Source organism: Chryseobacterium sp. MYb328, from assembly GCF_037572595.1.
GTDB lineage: Bacteria > Bacteroidota > Bacteroidia > Flavobacteriales > Weeksellaceae > Chryseobacterium > Chryseobacterium pennae.
Window position 1 is genome coordinate 151,473 of the sequence record NZ_JBBGZQ010000001.1, and the last position, 22,364, is coordinate 173,836.

Sequence of the window (22,364 nt, forward strand, 5' to 3'; positions counted from 1 at the left end):
TTCTCTTATTTTTGAATTATTTTTGCCGGAAATTTAAACAACAAATGAACAACGAAAAAACTACCCTCTATCCTATTGAAAATAAATCGGTTAAAAAATCGCCTTCACCACTTTCAATCACAAATTTCTCACTCTAAATAATCAGTTCTGTTTCACTGAAAAAATATTTTGAAAAGAATGGGAAAAAACCAATCAATCAAAATATAATGTTATTTTATGTAAAATTAACATATAATTATCGAAAATATTTGTAATTTTATATAGTATTAACACCATAATTCATGAAACACTTTAAAATCACTTATCACTATGAAAAAATTATTAACAGCACTTCTTTTTGGATTGGCAGTTCTTTCCCAAACAGCGTGTAAACATCCCGGAAAAGATGCTGAAACCATTACCGCTGCTACTCCTGAAAATACAGATGACATTTCAAAAGATGTATATGTTGACAGCTATGGAGAAAAAATAGAAGTAACGATAAACCGTACTAAAAATATAGCAACAGTACATTTAAACGGCAAAACTTATGACCTTAAAAAAAGTGAGGCTTTACCAGACTATACAGCTTCCAACGAGGAGTATCAATACTCTGAAATTAAGGGAAATATCACTTTTTTAAAGAAGAATGTAGATATGGTACTTTTCCATCTTAAACAGGCAAAAAAAGAATCTGGTCCTGCAAAAATGGCATCGTATTAGCTTATGTACAAACAGAAAAATTAAAATTTAAAATTTATGAAAAGCTTGTATTACTATTTATCTGCTCTTTTCCTGGCTGTATTTCTTGTTTCTTGTCAGACACAGACTGCACAGAAACCTACTACAGATATTACAGGAAAAAAATGGAAATTAACAGAGCTTAACGGTCAGCCGATTGCATTAAAGAATCCAAAGAACAATCCTTATTTCAAACTTGATATGAACGGAATGAAATATGAAGGTCATGCAGGATGCAACGGACTGGGAGGAACTTTTGAGATCAAACAGGATGCTATGAGAATCAAATTCAATCAGGGAATGTCTACAATGATGGCTTGTGAAGATCTTGATATCGAAAATCAGTTTACAAAGGCAATACTTGCTGCTGACAACTATTCTGTTAACGGAAACACGCTGACTTTAAACAAAGCGAGAATGGCTCCTTTAGCCAAATTCGTTCTTGAATAAGAAAAAAAATAATTAGATTTAATATAAAAAGACGTCCTTGTATTGGGACGTCTTTTTTACTTTTTGTTATATATCGTGTAGCAAATCAAAAGGCTTATATTTACCAGGACTGCAAAAGAATTTGATAAAATGATAGGAAGCTCATCCTTCATAAAACCATACCAAACCCATAAAGACAATCCGGAAATAAGTACCAAAAGCATCAGCAGAGAAATATCCTCCACATTTTTTTCCCTGATCACTTTTATAAGCTGTGGAATCATAGATATGGAAGTAAGTACTCCTGCGATAATTCCTAGTAGGTTTTCATTCATAGATTGTCTGATTTTAGATTATATCTGATAATTATCTGAATCTCTCTGATGAAACTTCTTCATGCAATGGAATCCCTTCTTCCATAAAACGAAACAGATCTCTTGAGAAATAACAGCCATTTAAAATTCCTCTTGCTCCCAACCCATTGAATACATAAAGATTATGATGGATTTCGTGTCTTCCAATAATTGGTCTCCTGTCCTTAACTGTCGGCCTGAATCCAAAATTGACTTCTTTTACTTCAAAATCATAAGGGTAAAATTCAGACAGCCCGTTAATTAGCTGATTCACCGCTGATTCATCAATGTGATGATGAAGCTGCTCACGATCATAGGTCCCACCATAGAAATAAAGTCCGTTACCGGTTGGGAAAAGGAAGTGTTTCTTTTTAATGGTTATATTTTCAGGGATCGGCTGAGAAAGCTCAACTTTAATATGATGTCCTTTATTGGGAACCACAGCAATTTCTGAAAAGTAAGGGTTATCTTTCACTCCCATTCCTTCACAGAAAATTATATTTTTAAATTTAAAATCTTTGTAAGAGGATTCTGATGGGCTCAGTTTAGTATATTCAAATTTTTCGCTGATGAGAAAACCGTTTTTTTCAAAATAACCGAATAAACCTGTGAAAAATCCATTAACATTTAATCTAGCAGACTGATTCACCTTTCCTGTGAGAAAGTCGTTTTTTACCACATCTAAAGAATCAAATTTTTCATCCAAAAACTTAGATAATTCTTCATTTCCAAATTTTTTAAGCCAAAGCTTCTGCTCATTTTCATCATGAAAAATTCTGTGAATAGGTGCATTGATAAGATAGTTTTCTCCTGTATACGACTCTATTTCTTTCAGGCTACTCTTTAAAAAATCAATCTGTTCCTGAGCTTTCCAGAATGTGGTAAACTTTTTAAGAACGACCGGATTGATAATTCCTGCGGAAACCTGTGAAGCACTTTTTCTTCCCTCGGAAAAGATCACAAAGGATTTATTGTTTTTAATAAGCTGATGGGCTAAAAAGAGTCCGGCATATCCATCTCCTACAATAATATAATCTACATTTCTCATAATAAAAAAACCTGAGTAAAAATACTCAGGTTTTGTATAAATATCAAGTGAAATTTAGTAATTCCACATATCATTTTCCATTTCTAGGATCTGCAACTTGATTCTGTCGCTTTCATCCAACTGATCATCAGCATCTTTAGGGATATAATCTTTAATAGTACCATCTCCTAAACCACTTGAAGATTTATAGATAATTGAAGAGAATCTTCTTGCATTAATGATATCATCGAAAGAAAGGTCAGCAGACGAATTTTTTCTGTTGAAAACATAATTGTTTGCTAAAATATCTCTTGCATTCGGATAGAAAATCCAGAACAGGTCAATAAGTTCGTCATTGCTTGCAATAGGCTTACCGTCTGGTCCTATAACTCCCTGTACTGCTGGATCTGGTCCCATAGCTGCAATACCAAGAGGTCTGTATTTCATCTGCCCGTCTCTCTTATCTACGAACCACATTCCCATAATTTTAAGAACTTTTACTTTATCGGTAGTCGTCTTAAATACATCGGTATATTCTTTTTTCTCCTGTTCAGTTAATTGTCTCCCTGAATTTAGAATATCGATAGCAGCGTCGTTGATTCTAACGTTCTCCAATCTTTTCTGTATTCCTTCAGGTGAAAGTTTTACAGTAAAGTTTTCGTCATCATACACCTGCTCGATTTTACCAGTTAAAGCTGCATCTAACAGTAACTGATATAGGGATCTTGTAGGGGTAGAAAGAAGACCATCCGGGTTATCATAGTAAAATGGCTGATTGATTTTATCATTCATATCGATGATTTCCCAAACAAACATGCTCTTAAGGATATCTTTATCTTCTACAAATCCATATTCAAGAGGCTTTACTGTTTTATCAATAATAGTATCACCAACTTTTTGTTTGTTCTCCGCTCTCATCTGTCTAAACTCTTCTGGAGAAGAAGCGTTCAGAATAGTCTGGGAAAATGCAAATCCCGAAACTAATACTAAAAGGGTGCTAATATATTTTTTCATAATAAATTACAATTTTAGTCCTATTGAACATTAATAATTATAGGAGTAATGTTTTTAATCTGTTGTCCTTCCAATCCTTGAGCTGTTGCTTTAATATCGAAGATCGATACAACGTCTCCCGTTCTCAGATTTTTTATCAATCCTGCTGCATCACTTAATGTATTTCCGTGGATCAATAGTGCAGCTCTACCAGGTACTCTTACCATGAATTGCGTTACGTTGAACGAAACCGGGAAGTCGAAGTCAGGAATAGCAGCCTGTACAGATTGGTTCGGAATAGAAGTTGCCGGCATCGACAATACATTCTGTCCTCTCATCTGACCTTGCGGTGGCGGAACATTCTTGATTCTATATTCAAATACCTGAGACACTGATTTTCCGTTAGGGTCTACTCCAGATAATGTCAATTTCACTGTAGTACCTGTTGAAGGTTTTACAATCCATTTACCAGGGCCTGTATTTCTTACAGTAGCTCCCGGAGCTGATAATGAAAGTTTAGAGTTATCTGCACCTAAGATAGATCCTGATACAGGGTTCTCCAATCCTCTATACATTACATTCATTTTATCAGCAGAAAGTAATAATCCTTTTTCAAGTTTTACTTCTCTAGGACCTGCGATTACATTATAAGTATGCGTCCAAGGGAAAGTTTGCGCTTTACCTGTAGCATCTGTTAATGTAATTACTCCACCTAATTTATGTTCACCAATGCCATTACCAGAGATAGGAATAATACCTTTTCCATTCTCCAATTTACTTACATTAGAGATACTGATTTTGTTACTATTAGAATAATTTCCTAACATTACTTTTACTTCAGCTTGTTTACCTGCCTGGATATCAACCGGACCTGCAACAATTGCTTCATAGCTTGTAAACTTGATGCTAGCATCAACTTTTTCCTGAAGCAATAATGCTAATGCATCAGACTGAACATTTCTGGCATCATTTTGGATGATCTCCAAATTAGATATAGCAGCAATTAGTGGCTGATGATAAAATTTATTTTGGAACCAAGTCTTTTCGTTTGGAGATTTTCCTTTAGGGTATTCTGCAATAAGAGACTTGTTTGCTCTCTCAACTAAATCATTTAATTGAGGGTTCTTTCCAAAAGTAACATTAATATAGTTTCTTACATCATCAATTTTTCCTTTTAAATCTGTAGCATTTTTTGATGGTGTATTTTCGTCACCTTCTTTAAAAAAGTAATCAGTTGTAGCTTCATTGTTGTTAAGTGCAGCAAAGTTTTCACTTACATCAATTTCTTTTCCTGTTTTAGGATCTTTGTCATGAAAATCAGATTGTTTCTTTAACAAATCTTTGATATCTTGAGCCGATTTCACCAATACATCAATCTTAGTTTTCAATATTTTGTATTGTTCCCAAGGCTGAGCATAAGTATCCGGAACCTGCTGAGCTTTCGCTTCCAGCGTTCTTTCAAAAATCTTTTCGTTCTTCTTCTCTGTTAAAGTTCTTGTATCATTTAACGCTCTGGTGGAGTCATAATATGATCTGATGATTTCTGCATCAATGTTTAGGGCCATCATCGCGATGAACACCAGATACATTAGGTTGATCATCTTCTGACGAGGGGTCTGTTTTCCTTGTGCCATTCTCTTTTCTTTGTTTTTTGATTAAATAGTTTAAGTTCAGAAATGGTTAGGAATTAAGATTTCATAGCAGTTAACATACCACCATAAACTCTATTTAAATTATTAAGATTAGAAGTTAAACCTTGTAGCTCTTGGTTGAATTTTTCAGATTGCTCTGCAGACTTCTGCATATCTGCAACATATTTATTAGCAAATTCAGACTGCTTTTTACCGCTTTCCAATTGCATTGCATATAAAGCATTCATACTTTCCATATGTAAAGCTGCTTTGTTTAGCTGGTCATTATATTTATGAGTAGAAGCAGATACATCAACAGTTTGATTGATTTGATCCACAGAGTTTGAAAACTTATCAATTCCTGTTCTTAATCTATCAAATAATTGAACATCTAATTTAGCATCCTGAAGCATTTTATCCAATTTGGTTGAAAGAGAGTTTTCTAATTCAGCAAATTGAGCTGCAGCATTATTATTTCTAGAAGACACGTTAGAGTGTAAAGGGTTAGGATTAGCATGTTTATCTAATAATTCAGGATAAACATTTTCCCAAGCATAAGACTCTTCAGATTTTGGAGGGTCAAATGCAAAAATGATAAAAATAATAGCCTCTGTAATAAGCCCTACTGTAAGAGCGATATTACCGTTTATTGGTCCCAGGGTAATGTGAGTAATTTTAAGCCAAGCTCCAAGAATTACAATTGCAGCACCGAATGAATAGAAGAAATTCATCCAAGCATCTTTCGTCTTAAACATATTGCGTTAGTTTTTTTAATGTTAAATAAAATTGTATTGAAAAATAATTGTTTTGGTATGTTATCTGTTAACTCTTCTTGGCTTAACAGCTGCTTCAGGAATATCCTGAACAGTTCTAAATCCGATATAACTTCTTGCTGAATCTTTTCTTTCCCAATCTCTTGCACCCGTCATTAACGCATATCCTATATCTTTCCAAGATCCACCTCTTACAGATTTCTTAGTATCCTTTTTATCTTTAGTAGAAGGATTTAATGTAGAAGAGAATCCATATGAAGAGTTGTTATATGCAGATTCTGTCCATTCAGAAACATTTCCAGCCATATCAAATAACCCAAATCCATTTTTCTTAAATTTCTTAACTGGAGCTGTATATGTATAAGTACCTTTTTTCTCGTCTTCCATATAATTACCTCTCTTAGGTTTAAAGTTTGCTAAATAGCAACCTCTGTCGTCCATTAAATATGGACCTCCCCAAGGGTAAGTGGCATTTTGCATACCTCCTCTTGCAGCATATTCCCATTCGATCTCTGTTGGAAGACGGAACTGCAATGGTCTTTGTTTTTTTCTTTTTAAACTTTCGTTGTAATCAGTTTTCAATTTAGATCTGAAGTTACAGTAAGCTCTTGCCTGATCCCAGGTAACTCCTACTACAGGGTAGTTTTTATAAGCCTTGTGCCAGAAATACTGTTCAAATAATGGCTCATTGTAAGCAAAGTGGAAATCTTTTACCCAAACCGTAGTATCGGGATAGATCGCGATACTTTGGCTTTTCAGGTAATTGGCTCCTCTTTCGTTATCTGCAAGTGCAGCATCCATATCTCCCCAACGGTAAGTATACTTCAGCTTACTAACATCTAAAATTCTTTCGTTTCCAATTCTTGAAGAAGCAGGCAGATACATAGACTCTAAAACTTCTGCGTATTCTACATCCGGGTATTTTGAAGTACTCCAGTGTAAAGGAATTTTCCAGTCTAATCTTTTGCTTGCATCATAGGTACCCTCTTCGCGGCCACCCTGCCCTTCCATATATTCTTGATAAGGTGTTAAATTTTCTTCTTTTTTAGCAAGGTATGCATAATCTCCTATGCTTGCCCCTCTACCTCCGCCTTCGTCACCACCTTCTCCGGCAGCTTCAGCGAGTAGAGTTCTTGCAATAGAATCTCTTACATAGTTGATAAATACCCTGTATTCTGCATTGGTAGTTTCTGCTTCATCCATGAAGAAAGAAGAAACAGTAACTGTCTTCAATGATGCTTTTTCAGGTGTATTTGTTGGGTCCTGGTCTGCTAAACCAGCAACAAATGAACCTGCAGGAATTGCAACCATTCCGTATGGTCGTTCCGCAACAAATGATTTCGTTTTTTCTCTTGGTATCAATTCTCCTTTTGTTCCTGGCTTCCCTACAGAAGAGCTGCCACCACCTGAACAAGATACCGATGCTACCGACGCAGACAATAATAAAAGAAATATCCTTTTCATGTTAATTTTTATAATTAAGCCGTAAATATATAATTTTTTTAAGAAACTTTTAAGATTTTTTTTGAAATAACGGAAGAAATCTAAATTTATTTTATTTACAACTAATTTTTATTCCACAGTTACAGATTTTGCCAAATTTCTTGGCTGATCTACGTTTGCTCCTCTATACACTGCGATGTAATAAGCAAGCAACTGTAACGGTACTGATGCTACAATTGGAGAGAAGCATTCTGAGGTTTCAGGAATTTCGATAACATAATCTGCCATCTCACTAACCTGACGGTCACCTTTGTTAACAACAGCTATAACTTTTCCTTTTCTGGCTTTGATTTCCTGAACATTACTTACAATTTTATCATAATGCCCTTTCTTAGGAGCTATAATAACAATTGGCATATTCTCATCAATCAAGGCAATTGGACCATGCTTCATTTCTGCAGCCGGATAACCTTCTGCGTGGATATAAGAAATTTCCTTTAATTTCAAAGCTCCTTCCAAAGCAGCAGGATAGTTATATCCTCTTCCTAAATAAAGGAAGTTTGTTGCTTTCACAAAGTTTTTAGCAATATCCTGAGTCAGTTCATGAGTTGCACTTAATACTTCCTCAACTTTCTTAGGAATCGCTTCAAGCTCAGCAATTAAGCTCATAAATTCTGCATTACCAAGATTTCCATTATGCTTTCCTAATTTGAAAGCAATTAGAGTAAGAATGGTAAGCTGAGCAGTAAATGCTTTTGTAGAAGCCACCCCAATTTCAGGACCTGCGTGAGTATATGAACCTGCATCTGTAATTCTTGCAATGGAAGAATCTACTACGTTACAGATTCCATATATAAATGCACCTCTTTCTTTTGCCAGTTTTAAAGCAGCCATTGTATCAGCTGTTTCTCCTGACTGAGAAATGGCAATCACAACATCTTTATCCGTAATGATTGGGTTTCTGTATCTGAATTCTGAAGCATATTCTACTTCTACCGGAATTCTGGCATATTCTTCAATAAGGTATTCTCCGATAAGACCTGCATGCCATGAAGTTCCACAAGCGATGATAATAATCCTGTTTGCATTTTTAAACTTTTCTACATGATCCCAGATCCCTGCCATTTTGATAACTCCTTCTTCTACAATAAGTCTTCCTCTCATCGTATCATGAATAGACTTAGGCTGTTCAAAGATTTCTTTCAGCATGAAGTGCTCATATCCACCTTTCTCAATCTGTTCTAAACTTAATTTAAGTTCCTGAATTTCAGGTTCAATTTTAGAATTATCATTAATCGTTCTGATATCTACCCCATTTTCTAAGGAAATGGTAGCCATGTGACCTTCTTCAAGGTAGATAGCTTCTTTTGTAAATTCTACAAAAGGAGAAGCATCTGATGCAATAAAGTATTCTTTTTCACCGATTCCAATTGCTAACGGAGAACCTAATCTACCTACAACCAATACTCCAGGATGATCTTCATGCAGTACTGTGATTGCATATGCTCCATATACTTCATTCAAAGCATATCTCACCGCTGTAGGGAAATCAATTTCAGGATTAAGATCCATAAAGTACTGGATTAGATTAACCAATACTTCAGTATCCGTTTCTGATTGGAAAGTAAATCCTTTTTCAGAAAGCATTGTTTTAATGGTATCATAGTTTTCAATGATCCCGTTATGTACAAGTGCTATTTTTCCATTATTTGACAAATGCGGGTGAGAATTTCTATCGCTTGGAACACCATGGGTAGCCCAACGGGTATGTCCCATACCAACATTGGCTGTTCCTTTCAACTGCTTCGAAATATTCACCAAATCCTCTACTTTACCTTTTGTTTTTTCCACTTCAAGCTTATTGTCTGAACCTTCTAAAACAATTCCGGCACTATCATACCCTCTGTATTCCAGTCTTCTAAGACCGTTGATTACGATCTCATAAGCATCCTGAAATCCTGTATATCCTACTATTCCGCACATATGTATTTTGTCTTGTGTTTATTGTGTTTTATTTATTATTTGTTGAATAAGTAACTCTCAACCTTGCTCTAGTACTTTGCTTAGTCTTGTCTGTTCCTATAAATACCATTCTGTTCATGTCTGTAGCACGCGTTGTCACTAGTGGACCATATGCTGCTCCAGCTGGATTTTTCACAAATCCTCCTGCGTTGATAATTAGCGGAGCATTTTTAGCAACACTATAATCTTTAACTTCAACAATATCCTTAAGAGCTTGTGTTACTGTAAAATCATAATAATCAACTTCATTATTAGCATTCTTCTTATAGTAGTATATAGGGAACCCTTTTTGTGAATCTGATGTAAAAGCCCATTTTGAGTAGTCTATTGTTACTTTATCATCTTTAAAGGTGATTGGAGAAACGATAAACTTACGGTCAGCATCTGTAAAATTAGGTTGAGTCCACGTATTCTTTTTATCAACGAACAATCTGATCTTAGCCCCCACAATACCTGCTTTCTTATCAACAAACATCTGTCTAAGACTATCAATAGTTGAATCAGGAATTTTCAATCCTATCGAAGCACCTCCCATTCCCTGAAGGAAAAGAACTTTGTCTCCTTCTGTTTTGTTGGGACTCTGCAATGCAGCTTGATAAGTAGCAGACCTTTCATATTCATACTGACCGATATGAGTATTGATACTTCCCAAATTAAATTTAAGAGAAGTCTGTGGTCTGGTTACTACACCATTATCTGTTTTATCATATTTGTAGTACATGATAATATCTGTATCATTAGGAGAGATCTGGAAAAGGTAACCGTCTTTATCTTCAACTGAAATTCTAATTCCTTTAAAGTATCTTGTAAAATTAGCTGCATCTTTCAGATCAGCAGATCCTTTTTTATCAATAATACGCTTCTGGAAAAAATCTTTATCCAACGGCATTCTGAATCCCAGTGCTCCGGTAAATACATTAGAATTATCTGATCTTTTGGTAACTGTTACAGTGCTTATATTTCCATCAAAAGAAGCAGATCCTAGCAAATCACCTATACCAACAGTTACATTGGAACGGCTGAAAACATCCGGCATGTTTGGATTCAAAAATGTAGTAATCTCATTTACGTTAATTTTCATTGATTTAACATAACGGCCATATTTACGAACCGGGTAAGATTTTTTCTCTATTGAAACAGGTACTTTTTCTGTACCAATCATGAAGTCATCTTTATCATAAGCACCCGGTGCTTTTAGTGAATCAGCAATATAGTAGGTGTTCTCTGCAGTATTTGCTGGAGTTTTTAAAACTAAAACTACAGAATCGACCTGTGGTTTTGGTCCGTCAAAATCGAAGTTATCCACCGGCATTCTCAACTGAGTAATATAAGAAGCTTTCTGCATTCCAAACTGACCTTCATTAAAGGCACCCAGAACTGCAGAGAAATTTGATCCTGCCTGGGTAGCTCCGGTTAAAAGTCTCGCAGCATCACTTCTGATGGAATCATTATTACTGATATTATAAGCTATAACCTCACGCAGGCTTTCATTACCTGTAGCCGCATCTTGATCAAAGAGTTGCTTACCAAGAGAATCCGGATCAGGTTCGCAGTTATAAAGTATTGCACTTCCGAAAACCGCCAATAGAAGCATGGCGAACGTTCTTTTAAGAGTATGAGTCATTAAAAATGTGTTTTTTAATAAAGTTGATTTATAGAATCTACGTCCAGATACTCAGACTTTTGAGTCGCTGTTTCATTAAAGGCCTGATCCAGGTCTTCATCAAGGAATTCATCTCCTTTCACAACAGTATCTACATAGTTCATGCTTTCGATAACAAAACTTTTGATTGTTGGGTTATCTAACGCTTTTAGACCTGAAATATTATCAAACTTCAGCTTTTCATCGATCTTTTTATCAAGATCCGCGTCTTTCTCATTGTATAGGGAAAGAACAATTTTAGCATCCTTGAAATAAGTATCTGATTCGTAGTAAGTTTTAAGATAAACTGGAACAAATGAAGACATCCATCCGTTCAAATGAATAACATCCGGAACCCAGTTGAGCTTCTTGATCGTTTCAATCACTCCTCTTGCGAAGAAAATAGCTCTTTCGTCGTTATCTTCGAAAGGAGTTCCTTCATCATCGAAATAATATTGTTTTCTTTTGAAGTATTCTTCATTGTCAATAAAGTAAACCTGAAGTCTTTCCCCCGGAAGAGACGCTACTTTAATGATAAGTGGTTGATCCAGATCATTGATAATAATATTCATCCCTGAAAGACGGATTACTTCATGAAGCTGGAATTTTCTCTCACTTATTTGTCCAAATCTTGGCATAAAAACTCTTACATCATTGCCTTCATTGTGCATCTTAAGCGCCATTTTGTTTACCACAGTGGCCATATTTGTATCTTCCTGGTACGGATACATCTCTGTAGTAATGTACAGTATTTTTTGATTCGGCATAAACTTTCTATCTAATTTTTGTAAAAATGCTTTAATGTGCAAAATTACAAAAAAACATCCAACATTATTTTAATTAACATTTTTTTACGAAAATTCCCTTTTCCAAATTGATAAAAACACATTTTATTATATGATATTTTTAGTATTTTTGAATAAGTATTAAAATAAACTATGGAAGTTATAAAAAACAGGAAAACACTTCAGGACTTCATTGAAAGACAGAAGGAAATGGGAAAAAGAATTGGCTTTGCCCCTACGATGGGAGCTCTGCACAAGGGACATCTTTCCCTGTACGAAGAAGCAAAAAAGGAGAATGACCTTGTTATTTCTTCAATTTTTGTAAATCCAACCCAATTCAACAACCCTGAAGATCTTGAAAAATACCCTAGAGATATCAACAGAGACATCATGATTCTAGAAAGCTCAGGACTTGTAGATGCCGTTTATATTCCTGAAATCACAGATATTTATCCCGAAAAAGCAGAAAGTCAGCATTATGATTTTGATGGCCTGGAAAATGAAATGGAAGGTAAATCCAGACCAGGACATTTTGATGGAGTAGGAACCGTTGTAGAGGAGTTATTCAGACAGGTAAAGCCTGACAATGCTTATTTTGGAGAAAAAGATTTCCAACAGCTTGCCATCATCAGAAAGATGGTTGACAAAAAACAGCTTCCCGTTAAAATAAAAGGGGTTTCTATTTACAGAGCAGATAACGGACTGGCTTTAAGTTCAAGAAACCAAAGACTTCATGAAGACAGAAAAGATACTTCTAAAATTATTTACGAAACACTAAAGAAAGTAAATGACTGGTTCAGAACTGTCAGTATTCCTGAAATTAAAGAAAGGGTAACTGATATTTTTGACAATCAACAGGGAATGCAATTGGAATACTTCCTGATCGCAGACGAAAACACCTTACAGGAAACTGATTTCTTTTACAAAGACAGAAATTTCAGAGCCTTTATCGTTGTCGTTGTGGATGGAGTAAGATTAATAGATAATATGCATCTGGATTAACATTATTAAAGACCATCGTCTAATAAAAATACAGCTCTGATCATTTTATGACCAGGGCTTTTTATTTTAATCAGCTTCAAATCTCTTACTTGCTGTTAAGCCTTCATTAATAATACTGATATCACTCAGTAATATTACATAATTCATTGTATCCTTGGCTTTAACACAAAAAATCAAAGGCCTCCGGAAGGAAGCCTTTGAAACACCAAATCACAAAATATTAATATGAAAAAAATTTACTTTTCAGTAAACTTGTGACCCGGCTGGGATTCGAACCCAGGACCCATACATTAAAAGTGTATTGCTCTACCAGCTGAGCTACCGAGTCGGCCACAATCAGGAATAAATATAGAGAAATATTCCGGATTATAAAATTTTCTTTGCAGTGCCTGCGACTGGACTCGAACCAGCACATCCTTAGGAAACCACCCCCTCAAGATGGCGTGTCTACCAATTTCACCACGCAGGCAATAAAATTACCATAAAAGTAATTTTTATTGCTAGTGACCCGGCTGGGATTCGAACCCAGGACCCATACATTAAAAGTGTATTGCTCTACCAGCTGAGCTACCGAGTCGGCCACTTATTAAACAAGTTTTCATTTAAGTAATGTCCCTTGTTTTAAGTGGTGCAAAGATATAACTTTTTTCTTTATCTCAAAACTTTTTCGCAAATTTGTTTAAAAAAAATTCATGATAATTTCACTAATTGGATACATGGGTAGTGGCAAATCCCACATTTCCAAAATTTTAAGCGATAAAATCGATTTCAAACTCATTGATCTTGATAAAGAGATTTCCAGAAGGAACAAATTAAGCATTCCCGAAATATTTGGAAAAAAGGGAGAAATTTATTTTAGAAAACTGGAAAGAGAAGCACTTGAAGAAATATTGGCTTCTGAAGAAAATCTTGTATTAAGCCTCGGAGGCGGAACTCCTGTTTATTATAACAATATGGAGATCATCAATCATAATTCTAAAAGTGTTTTTTTAAGAACTTCTGTAGGAACATTAGCGGAGAGAATCTCTAAACAGAAAGAAAAAAGACCTTTAATCGCCAATATTTCCGATGAAGACCTTCCAGAATTCATCGCCAAGCATTTATTTGAAAGAAATCAGTTTTACAGTAAAGCCCAGTTCACTGTTGGAACCGATGCCAGAGAACCTGAAGACATCGTTAAAGAAATAGTAGAAAAGCTCTATCTCTAGAGCTTTTTTATTTTAATTGTCCTCTTCAGATTCATCATTTGTTTCTCCGAAGAAATCGTCCCAATCGGTAAAATCAGCATCAACATCGTTACCTACATAATCATCCATATCTCTTCTGTCTTTTTTTGTAGGTCTTCCTTCTCCTTTGTTTCTGTAATAATCCTGGGTCATTTTACGAAGCTTTAATAGTTCGTACTGCTCTTTATCTGTCACATCCTGTATATGAAGCGGAACCAGTTTTGCTCCCATCCTGCTTTTAGGAATCTGAAGTACTTTTATTTTATAATCAATCTGATTCTTACGGATTTTAATAATATCTCCTTCTTTTACTTCCTTAGATGACTTTACGGCGGATGTTCCAATGGAAACTCTGTTCTTTTTAATCTCCTCTGTTGCAATACTTCTCGTCTTATAAAAACGAATGCTCCATAAAAATTTATCTATTCTCATATTTTTTTATACTTTTGCCGTTATATTATTTGTAAAGTAATTAAAGTTTTTTGAAATGAAAAAAATATTTTTATATATCCTTGTAGGATCTTTGTGTTTCTCTGCTTGTAAAAAAGATGATGAGATAGCATTTTATACAGAAACGCGAGACCTTACCAACCAAAACGGTGATGATGATCAGGCCATTAAAAAATTCATGGATGAGAATTATCTTGATGCAGCGGGAAATATAAAACCTTTTAGTGCTACGGACACTGCTGATGATCATGAAAAGAAATTATCACAACTTAATCCTGTGACTCTTCCATCGGGAACTATTTACATCATGAGAGATGGAGCACAACCTGCTGTAAGTAATCCTATTCAGGATAAGGATATCATCAGAATCATGGGAAGAGCATACACATTCCTATCCAGAAACAATAATGGAGTTGTTTCATTTATTGAACAGGTTGGTTTTTTTAATACCATAGAGGGAGGAAGTACTGTTCCTGTAATTGATCCAATGTATTACTATACTAAGAAAAAGGTCATGGACGACGCGACAGTGGCAACTGCAAAAAAAGCAAGTTACTATCAAATACCAGGATTCAGGGAAGCATTACAAAAGTTCAGTGCTTTTAATCTACCTGATGAGGCACCTTATAATCTACAGGGAGTAATTATTGTTCCATCAAGAGCAGCTTTTGCAAGAAACAGTTTTTATCCATATCTGGGTATAGATTACTCAAACAGATCTTTTGTTTTCAACTTTCAGATCTACGGAAGAGAAAACAGACCAGCTGATCAAATACAAACACCTGAACAGCAATAAAAAACAAACATAAAAAAACCGTCTTAGGACGGTTTTTTTATGCCCAATCGGAAATTTAAGATATCAATCTCTTGTTGTAAAGATCAAAAACAATGAGTATTATATCTTTTCACTCGTCGTTTCATTATAACTCGAGATTAAACATATATTTATTTCATTCTTTTGAGTTCAATAATCAATAGGACCAGACTTCAAACTTATCTGATCTCAGGCATAAAAAAACAGATTAGTATATTTCTAATCTGTTTTTCATAAAGCAACTTTTATAGCTACTCAATATTTTTTAAGATCTTGCTTTCTGTTTTACATTTCCTAAAATATCAGGGAAATAAAGGTCTGCAAGGTGATCGAATTCATCTCCCCTCATAAACATAGTAGCATCTACTTCTTCATAAGAACTTCTTCCTGCTGCTGCAATCAATTCATTACAGGTATGAAGGGTATTTTTATGGAAATGATATACTCTTTCTGCCTTATCTGTCACATCAAGCCCTTTAATAAGCATTTTATCTTGCGTAGCCACTCCAGTAGGACAGTTGTTGGAATTACATCTTAAAGCCTGAATACATCCCAATGAGAACATAAATCCTCTTGCATTATTGCACATATCCGCACCCATTGCTACAGCTCTTAATATATCCAAACTTGTAAGTACTTTACCGCTGGCAATAACTCTTAATTTGTTTCTTAGGTTATAGTTATTAAGCGTTCTGTTGACAAAGATCAAAGCTGGCTCCAAAGGCATTCCTACTCCATCTGAAAATTCCGGTGGTGCCGCTCCGGTTCCTCCTTCTGCTCCATCAATGGTTATAAAGTCAGGGTAAATCTTCAGTACGTTCATTTGTACACAGACATCTTCAAATTCTTTGGTATCACCAATACAAAGCTTAAATCCGACAGGCTTTCCTCCTGAGAGTTCTCTTAATTCCTGTACAAATTTCAGCAATCCGGCAGCATTTGAAAATGCAGTATGCGATGGCGGAGAAATAATGGTCATTCCTGGCTTTACATGACGAATAGCTGCAATCTCAGGTGTATTTTTCACCCCCGGAAGTACTCCTCCGTGTCCTGGTTTAGCTCCCTGTGATAATTTGATCTCAATCATTTTCACATTAGGAAGCGTTGAATATTTTTTAAATAATTCAGGGTTAAATTTTCCTTCTTCATCACGGCATCCAAAATATCCTGTACCAATCTGCCAGCATAAGTCTCCTCCTTCCAAATGGTGGGGAGAGATCCCTCCTTCTCCTGTATTATGGAAGAAATTTCCTTTTTTAGCACCTCTGTTCAATGAAATCTGTGCTCTGTCACTTAATGCTCCAAAACTCATTGCTGAGATATTGAATAAAGAAGCATGATAAGGCTGTGTACACTGCTCCCCTCCTACCCAAACTCTTGGAAGTTCTTCTGATGGAGATTTAGCATAAATAGAATGCTTGATTCCTTCATATTTTCTGTGATTCACTTCCAATTGTGTTCCAAAAGCCACAGTATCACTAAGATTTTTAGCACGTCTATATACTGCAGAGCGTTGATTTCTTGGGAACGGCTTCCCGTCTGTCTCCCGTTCAATGAAATACTGCTGCATTTCGGGTGAAATACTTTCGAAAAAATACCTAAAGTATCCCAGTACCGGGAAGTTCCTCAAAATGGCATGTTTCGATTGGTAAGCATTGTAAACACCCAATGCATAAATAGCGGATAGCAGCGTCGGTATCCAATAATGCGCTTTTATCAGCAGCGCTACAATCCAGGTAGCAACTACTAATACAATTCCCCAAGATAAAAACTTATCTCTCATGAATGTAGTATTTAAAGTTTAAAAATAAATTTAGTGGAAATTTTGCAAAGAGCCTATGCTTTTGCTAAAAAATTTTGGTAGGAAGATTGCACAGAAACCGTGCCATCTGACAGGATTTTTTCTAAATTTAGAAATTCAATTTGATTTACGGATGCAGGATCAAAGTCTTTCTGGACTCTCACATAGTTTTCTGTGAAGCCGAACATTTTCCCGTCTTTATTTTCGTGCTCCCAAAGTACAGGAAGCGTTTTTCCAAGTTGAGTCTGATAAAATGCCATTTTCTTCTTTTCAGAAAGAATTCTCAGCATTTTATTACGTTTTTTTCTTTCCGCTACCGGAATTACTCCTTCCATTTCAGCAGCCTCTGTATTTTCTCTTTCAGAATAAGTAAATACATGAAGGTAGGTAATAGGAAGTTCATTAAGGAAATTATAAGTCTCCATAAACTTCTCTTCCGTTTCTCCAGGGAATCCAACAATAACGTCCACGCCAATAGCAGCGTCAGGCATTACCTCACGGATTTTGTTTACCCTGTCATTGTAAAGTTTAGTCAGATAACGACGTTTCATTTTTTTCAATAAATCATCGCATCCTGATTGTAACGGAATATGAAAATGCGGAACAAAGCTTCTGCTTTTAGAAACCAGTTCAATACTTTCATCCTTTAAAAGATTAGGTTCAATGGAAGAAATACGGATTCTTTCGATTCCTTCTACTCTATCCAATTCTGAAATAAGATCCAGAAAAGTGTGCTCATGTCTTTTATTTCCGAACTCACCTTTACCATAATCACCGATATTGACTCCGGTAAGAACGATTTCTTTGATGTCTCTTGCTGCAATTTCTGTCGCATTTCTAAGAACATTCTCGATGGTGTCTGAACGGGAAATCCCTCTTGCCAACGGAATGGTACAGTACGTACATTTGTAATCACATCCATCCTGAACTTTCAGAAAAGCTCTTGTTCTGTCTCCTATAGAATAACTTCCGATAAAGAAGTCGGTTTCTTCAATCTCACATGAATGAACAATTCCCTCATTATCTGATTTTTCCAGATCATCCAGGTAGCTTAAGATATTAAATTTCTCCTTAGCTCCCAATACAAGATCTACTCCTTCAATCTGGGAAATTTCTTCGGGCTTCAGCTGTGCATAACACCCAACAATAACCACCAATCCATCAGGATTCGCTTTCATTGCTCTTTTTACGTGAAGCTTACACTCACGGTCTGCATTTTCAGTAACTGAGCATGTATTGATGACATAAATGTTAGCCTTTTCATCAAAGCTCACCTTATCGTAACCTGCATCTGTTAATTGACGGGCAATAGTAGATGTTTCTGCAAAATTTAATTTGCAGCCAAGTGTGTGATACGCGGCAGTTCTTTGAAAAGTAGACATGTGTTACTCCTGAATTTTATGGGTGCAAAGATAGTAATTTTAATAATAATCCAATATTGATTCAGTCTATTGTTTATATTCATCCCTTACTTCCGGGCTGTTTTGAAAGCAGACTGGTGATGAATTGCTCTTTTGTTCTTCTCCAGAAAATTTGCTTTTCATTTCAGTATTAAATTCCTGAGATTTATTTCTGGCAATAGAAAGTGTACTCCAGTCATCATTTTTAATCATTTTAGCAATATAAACAATCTGTCCGATGTGATACGGATAATGGGCAAGCTGTCTGAAAACCGCATCAATAACAGAATGAGCCTCTCCTCTTATAGAGATTGTAGCATAAAGATTTTCTTCGTTGATCTGATCTAAGGCTTCAAAAAAACATTTCCATCCTTTTTCCCAGAATTCAAGAACTTCATCTTTAGTTTTAAAGGTATTCACAAATTCTTCATCACGATTACGCCATGATTTCTCTCCGTCTTCAGTAAGAAAATTAGTCCATCTCGACAGCATATTTCCTGCAATATGATGTACAATAACTGCTATAGAATTACTTTCTTCATTATACTGCCAGAAAATCTGTTCATCTGATAATTGTACAAATGACTTATCAACCAGGGATTTATAATATTCAAAGCGTTTTACAAACAGATCTTTCATTCTTTCTATTTTGATAACTAATGTAAAAAATTCAAAAAGAAAAACCACCTCTTCCGAAATGGTTTTATCTATGGATTTTATTTATAACATAATAGTTATTCCCGGTTTTTAACCAATACCCATCCTGTAAATTTAACAGGAGTATTCTTTTTATCATTCTCATTCCACAATACGGAATACCAGTAAGTACCTGTAGGAACTTTTCTTCCTCCTACAGCCCCGTCCCACTTATATCCATTCAGCTTATCAGCCTGATGAATCTTGGTTCCATATCGGTCAAAAACATTAATTATCAGATTTTGTTTGCCTGCCAGCGCTGAATAATCAATCACATCATTTACGCCGTCAGCATTTGGAGTGATTACATTAATCAGATTTGGAATAACAATTTCTACCTTTACAGGCTCACAATTATAGGCGTCTTTCACAAGTATCTTATACTCTCCTCTTGGAAGACTGGTAAAAACATTAGAATCCTGCCATATAATATTATCCAGCGAATATTGATAAGGTGGCATACCTCCTATTACAGATACAGCCACTGTACTATTGGAAATCTCAATATTAGAAATAACAGGCACTTCAGATGGAATTACTTTTACTGTCTGTGTGGTGAAACAGTCCCCCGTTTGAAGTTTTACCCAATATACCCCAACTCCTACAGTAACAGTTTTAGTTGTTGCTCCGGTACTCCACAGGTAGCTTTTGAATCCAGGTCCGGCATCCAGGGTGGTTTTACTTTCTACACATATGATTTTATCCTGAAGCACATCAGAGTATTTCGGCGGAGTCACTTTTAAATTCACTTTAGCAATAGCATAACATCCCCGGGCATTGGTAACCCTTACATACACTACTCCATTAGGAGCAATATACGTCATTGCTGCTGTAATCTCATTGGTCTGATTGATTGCATCGGTTTCGGATGGATAATATTTTTTATCTGTATTATCAGGAGTTGTTACCGGAGCATTGTTAAGGTTAAAAGATCCGGTACTCGGATTGGATTCTATGAAACATGAAGTCAAAGTTGCTTCAAAAACAACAACTACAGGATGGAATTTCAAGGTAATTTTTGCGACTGAACTGCAGCCAAATTCTGACGTAACTTTTACATAAACAATTCCTTCTGCAGATACAAATGCTGTAGGATTTGTAATCTCATTAATTCCTGAATTAAGATCAAACATACTGTTATAGTACCTTTTTGTAACACCTGTAATTGCTATAACATCGGCGTTAGTCAGGTTAAAAAGAGCCGTTCCTGCATTATTATTGTTACATTCCGTTAATGTGGCATCTTTTGCTTTAATTGAACCGTCTTTGAATTTAAACTTTCCGGTCTGTTTACATTTATTGAGCGGACTGCTCGGATTCGTTGGGTCTGTATAACTTATACTATAATAAAAAACAGTATTTGTATTGACAGTTTGGGGAGTTGTAATAGGGTTATTTCCTGTTAATGCATCATTTGCACTGGTATGATAACTTACATTAAAATCTGGATTCCCATTAATAATGCCCGTTGATAAAGTACTGAAGTTAAATACGACAGTAGATCCACAAATAATAACCTCTCTCGGATCTGCAGGATTAGCACCGGGGATTCCGGGTGGAACAAAAGGGTTAGGCTGAATATTAGGATCTGTAAAAGGAGATGCTAAAGTTGCTGTTCCACCCCATGTTAATGAGAAAGGAGCTGTTGTACTACTCGTACCGCTTACCCAGTTATCAATAAATAAGTAATAGGTTTCTCCGGGGAGCACATCCAAATATTTACAATAAGGCGTTGCTGACCCCCCAATTCCATTCGTGATAGTGCTCGTCATATTTAATCCTGTTGCAGCTCCCACTCCCACCACTGTTGCAGCATTGCAACGTATGGCAGATCCGAGGCTTCCGCAATTCACATTCGGACCGAAGATAGCCCAGTCATAATCTGCATCCTGATTATTGGGAACGAGATCAAATGTAAGAGTGCCTCCTGTAGCAATAGTAATTTTATACCAGATCGAATTATGTTCTCCTGATATATCTATACAAGTTCCGGAATTTACCATTTCTTTGATAGTACCATACCCTGAAGGACTGTATGTAATATTCGAGTTTCCACAAACAGCCAGTGCTGTAGCACAATCTTGTTGAGAGTATAGAAAATGGGAAATGTATAAAAAAGTAAATAGTAAAATTTTTCTCATAGATATATTTGTTTTGATGGTTAAGTCATTTTGAGTCAGACTAATATCCGATTTATATCAAATATACCTATTATTTAATTACAAATATAAAAAATCAAATATTTTTTGCGAAGTTCAGAATAAATCCCATTATTAATTAAAAATTCAACACCAAAACAACTATTTTATACTTGTAATATTACCACAGAGATTTTCCAGGTGAAAAATTTTATGGAAAGGGCTTTTCACTTCTTTCAGATGTTCTTTATCCTGAATGAATGTATATCTTGAAGCAATGGAATTCATATCCGAAACAATCACCAGCCAGCATTCATCCACAGAACTGTCGTAATAAGGAAATTTTTCATTTTTCTTTTCAATGAGTTCAAGAATTTTTTCTGAGCAGAGTTCATCAAAAAGATTCATACTGTATTCATGAGTAATGAAAACATTTCTTCTGTGAAAAGACTTTCTTACACTTTTCACACAGCCTATTCCTTTATTTTTTTTTATACTTTTATAAATATTGATAATATCTTCCTCCTGCTCTTCCAGATTATCCAGCTTTAGATTCGGGTGAAACTCTAAAAAATAAACACCACGATATTTCGTAGTGTCTTCCTGTTCTAATAGTATTTCTGCCTGACGGAACATTTTATTCAAAGTACTTTCCACCTTCTTCATTTCCAGATGATTGATCACTTCGGTCAATTCTATTCCGATTTTTTTGTCGTTCAGTTTTGCGATAAAGTCCGGACTTTCGCAGGTAAGGTTTTCAAATTTCACATCGGGAAAATGATGCATAAAAGAGTTGAGAAGAAGGATCTCCGACTTCTTTCTGTATTTTTCACGGTCATGAAGTGGGGACTCATCTATGGTACGGTGATACTTCTCTATGGGCTTTTTTTTCAAATGCCGGTTCAGGTAATATAAACTCAGATTCTTAATCAGATCTTCATCAGAAAACGTCTTTTTCATGTGTGATTTTTTTATTTAATTAAACACATGTGGCCATTGGCTTTCACCATTAAAAGTTT

At 35.5% G+C, this 22,364-nt stretch carries 20 protein-coding genes and 3 tRNA genes; 5 read left to right on the plus strand and 18 right to left on the minus strand.

What is annotated here, in order from left to right; translation table 11 throughout:
- Positions 1-309: 309 nt before the first annotated feature.
- On the plus strand, positions 310-702 hold the full coding sequence (locus WH267_RS00735) for a hypothetical protein (RefSeq protein ID WP_123321711.1): 393 nt from the start codon (positions 310-312) through the stop codon (positions 700-702).
- Between the two features lie 36 nt (positions 703-738).
- Positions 739-1,170 carry an META domain-containing protein gene (locus WH267_RS00740; protein ID WP_123321712.1) on the plus strand — a complete coding sequence of 144 codons (432 nt, stop codon included), beginning with the start codon at positions 739-741 and terminating at the stop codon, positions 1,168-1,170.
- 56 nt (positions 1,171-1,226) lie between these two features.
- Here the strand turns inward: WH267_RS00740 and WH267_RS00745 are convergent, their stop codons facing one another.
- The 9 genes from WH267_RS00745 to WH267_RS00785 form a co-directional block, all read right to left on the minus strand.
- Entirely contained in the window at positions 1,227-1,484 is a 258-nt protein-coding gene (locus WH267_RS00745; RefSeq protein WP_123321713.1) for a SemiSWEET transporter, read from the minus strand.
- A gap of 31 nt (positions 1,485-1,515) precedes the next feature.
- Positions 1,516-2,550, minus strand: coding sequence for an NAD(P)/FAD-dependent oxidoreductase (locus WH267_RS00750; RefSeq protein ID WP_340004794.1), 1,035 nt, complete (start codon positions 2,548-2,550; stop codon positions 1,516-1,518).
- Positions 2,551-2,604: 54 nt separating this feature from the next.
- Positions 2,605-3,543 (minus strand): type IX secretion system ring protein PorN/GldN, encoded by a 939-nt coding sequence (gene porN, locus WH267_RS00755; protein ID WP_115973903.1) that lies wholly within the window; start codon positions 3,541-3,543, stop codon positions 2,605-2,607.
- A gap of 20 nt (positions 3,544-3,563) precedes the next feature.
- Positions 3,564-5,156, minus strand: coding sequence for a type IX secretion system motor protein PorM/GldM (gene porM, locus WH267_RS00760; protein ID WP_123321714.1), 1,593 nt, complete (start codon positions 5,154-5,156; stop codon positions 3,564-3,566).
- A 53-nt stretch (positions 5,157-5,209) separates the two neighbouring features.
- Positions 5,210-5,908, minus strand: a complete 699-nt coding sequence (gene porL / locus WH267_RS00765; protein ID WP_123321715.1) for a type IX secretion system motor protein PorL/GldL — start codon at positions 5,906-5,908, stop codon at positions 5,210-5,212.
- A 60-nt stretch (positions 5,909-5,968) separates the two neighbouring features.
- Positions 5,969-7,390, minus strand: coding sequence for a type IX secretion system lipoprotein PorK/GldK (porK, locus tag WH267_RS00770; RefSeq protein WP_115973906.1), 1,422 nt, complete (start codon positions 7,388-7,390; stop codon positions 5,969-5,971).
- Positions 7,391-7,498: 108 nt separating this feature from the next.
- Positions 7,499-9,352 (minus strand): glutamine--fructose-6-phosphate transaminase (isomerizing), encoded by a 1,854-nt coding sequence (gene glmS, locus WH267_RS00775; protein ID WP_123321716.1) that lies wholly within the window; start codon positions 9,350-9,352, stop codon positions 7,499-7,501.
- 28 nt (positions 9,353-9,380) lie between these two features.
- On the minus strand, positions 9,381-11,015 hold the full coding sequence (locus WH267_RS00780; RefSeq protein ID WP_123321717.1) for a DUF4270 family protein: 1,635 nt from the start codon (positions 11,013-11,015) through the stop codon (positions 9,381-9,383).
- 14 nt (positions 11,016-11,029) lie between these two features.
- Positions 11,030-11,800 (minus strand): glycogen/starch synthase, encoded by a 771-nt coding sequence (locus WH267_RS00785; RefSeq protein WP_115973909.1) that lies wholly within the window; start codon positions 11,798-11,800, stop codon positions 11,030-11,032.
- Positions 11,801-11,971: 171 nt separating this feature from the next.
- Here WH267_RS00785 and panC point away from each other — a divergent pair, with 171 nt between their 5' ends.
- Complete coding sequence (gene panC, locus WH267_RS00790) at positions 11,972-12,820, plus strand: pantoate--beta-alanine ligase (protein ID WP_340004799.1); 849 nt, start codon at positions 11,972-11,974, stop codon at positions 12,818-12,820.
- Positions 12,821-13,075: 255 nt separating this feature from the next.
- Here panC and WH267_RS00795 read toward each other — a convergent pair.
- From WH267_RS00795 to WH267_RS00805, 3 genes are all read right to left on the minus strand, one after another.
- A tRNA-Lys gene (locus WH267_RS00795) sits at positions 13,076-13,148 on the minus strand.
- A gap of 58 nt (positions 13,149-13,206) precedes the next feature.
- Positions 13,207-13,289: transfer RNA gene (locus tag WH267_RS00800), tRNA-Leu, on the minus strand.
- A 35-nt stretch (positions 13,290-13,324) separates the two neighbouring features.
- Positions 13,325-13,397, minus strand: a tRNA-Lys gene (locus tag WH267_RS00805).
- A gap of 115 nt (positions 13,398-13,512) precedes the next feature.
- On the opposite strand from WH267_RS00805, the gene WH267_RS00810 reads away from it, so the two are divergent.
- Positions 13,513-14,028 (plus strand): shikimate kinase, encoded by a 516-nt coding sequence (locus tag WH267_RS00810; protein ID WP_340004801.1) that lies wholly within the window; start codon positions 13,513-13,515, stop codon positions 14,026-14,028.
- Positions 14,029-14,040: 12 nt separating this feature from the next.
- Here the strand turns inward: WH267_RS00810 and WH267_RS00815 are convergent, their stop codons facing one another.
- Positions 14,041-14,478: an RNA-binding S4 domain-containing protein gene (locus WH267_RS00815; RefSeq protein WP_340004803.1), complete on the minus strand. Its 438-nt coding sequence runs from the start codon at positions 14,476-14,478 to the stop codon at positions 14,041-14,043.
- Positions 14,479-14,533: 55 nt separating this feature from the next.
- On the opposite strand from WH267_RS00815, the gene WH267_RS00820 reads away from it, so the two are divergent.
- Entirely contained in the window at positions 14,534-15,292 is a 759-nt protein-coding gene (locus WH267_RS00820; protein WP_123321719.1) for a hypothetical protein, read from the plus strand.
- A 283-nt stretch (positions 15,293-15,575) separates the two neighbouring features.
- Here the strand turns inward: WH267_RS00820 and WH267_RS00825 are convergent, their stop codons facing one another.
- The 5 genes from WH267_RS00825 to WH267_RS00845 all read right to left on the minus strand — a co-directional run bounded on the left by WH267_RS00825 (position 15,576) and on the right by WH267_RS00845 (position 22,305).
- Positions 15,576-17,093 carry an FMN-binding glutamate synthase family protein gene (locus WH267_RS00825; protein ID WP_340004805.1) on the minus strand — a complete coding sequence of 506 codons (1,518 nt, stop codon included), beginning with the start codon at positions 17,091-17,093 and terminating at the stop codon, positions 15,576-15,578.
- 53 nt (positions 17,094-17,146) lie between these two features.
- On the minus strand, positions 17,147-18,493 hold the full coding sequence (gene mtaB / locus WH267_RS00830) for a tRNA (N(6)-L-threonylcarbamoyladenosine(37)-C(2))-methylthiotransferase MtaB (protein ID WP_340004806.1): 1,347 nt from the start codon (positions 18,491-18,493) through the stop codon (positions 17,147-17,149).
- Between the two features lie 66 nt (positions 18,494-18,559).
- Positions 18,560-19,150: a DUF1572 family protein gene (locus WH267_RS00835; protein ID WP_340004808.1), complete on the minus strand. Its 591-nt coding sequence runs from the start codon at positions 19,148-19,150 to the stop codon at positions 18,560-18,562.
- A 95-nt stretch (positions 19,151-19,245) separates the two neighbouring features.
- A complete protein-coding gene (locus WH267_RS00840) occupies positions 19,246-21,348 on the minus strand; it encodes a T9SS type B sorting domain-containing protein (protein ID WP_340004810.1) in 2,103 nt (700 codons plus the stop codon).
- A 159-nt stretch (positions 21,349-21,507) separates the two neighbouring features.
- A complete protein-coding gene (locus WH267_RS00845) occupies positions 21,508-22,305 on the minus strand; it encodes a hypothetical protein (protein WP_123321724.1) in 798 nt (265 codons plus the stop codon).
- Between the last annotated feature and the right edge of the window lie 59 nt (positions 22,306-22,364).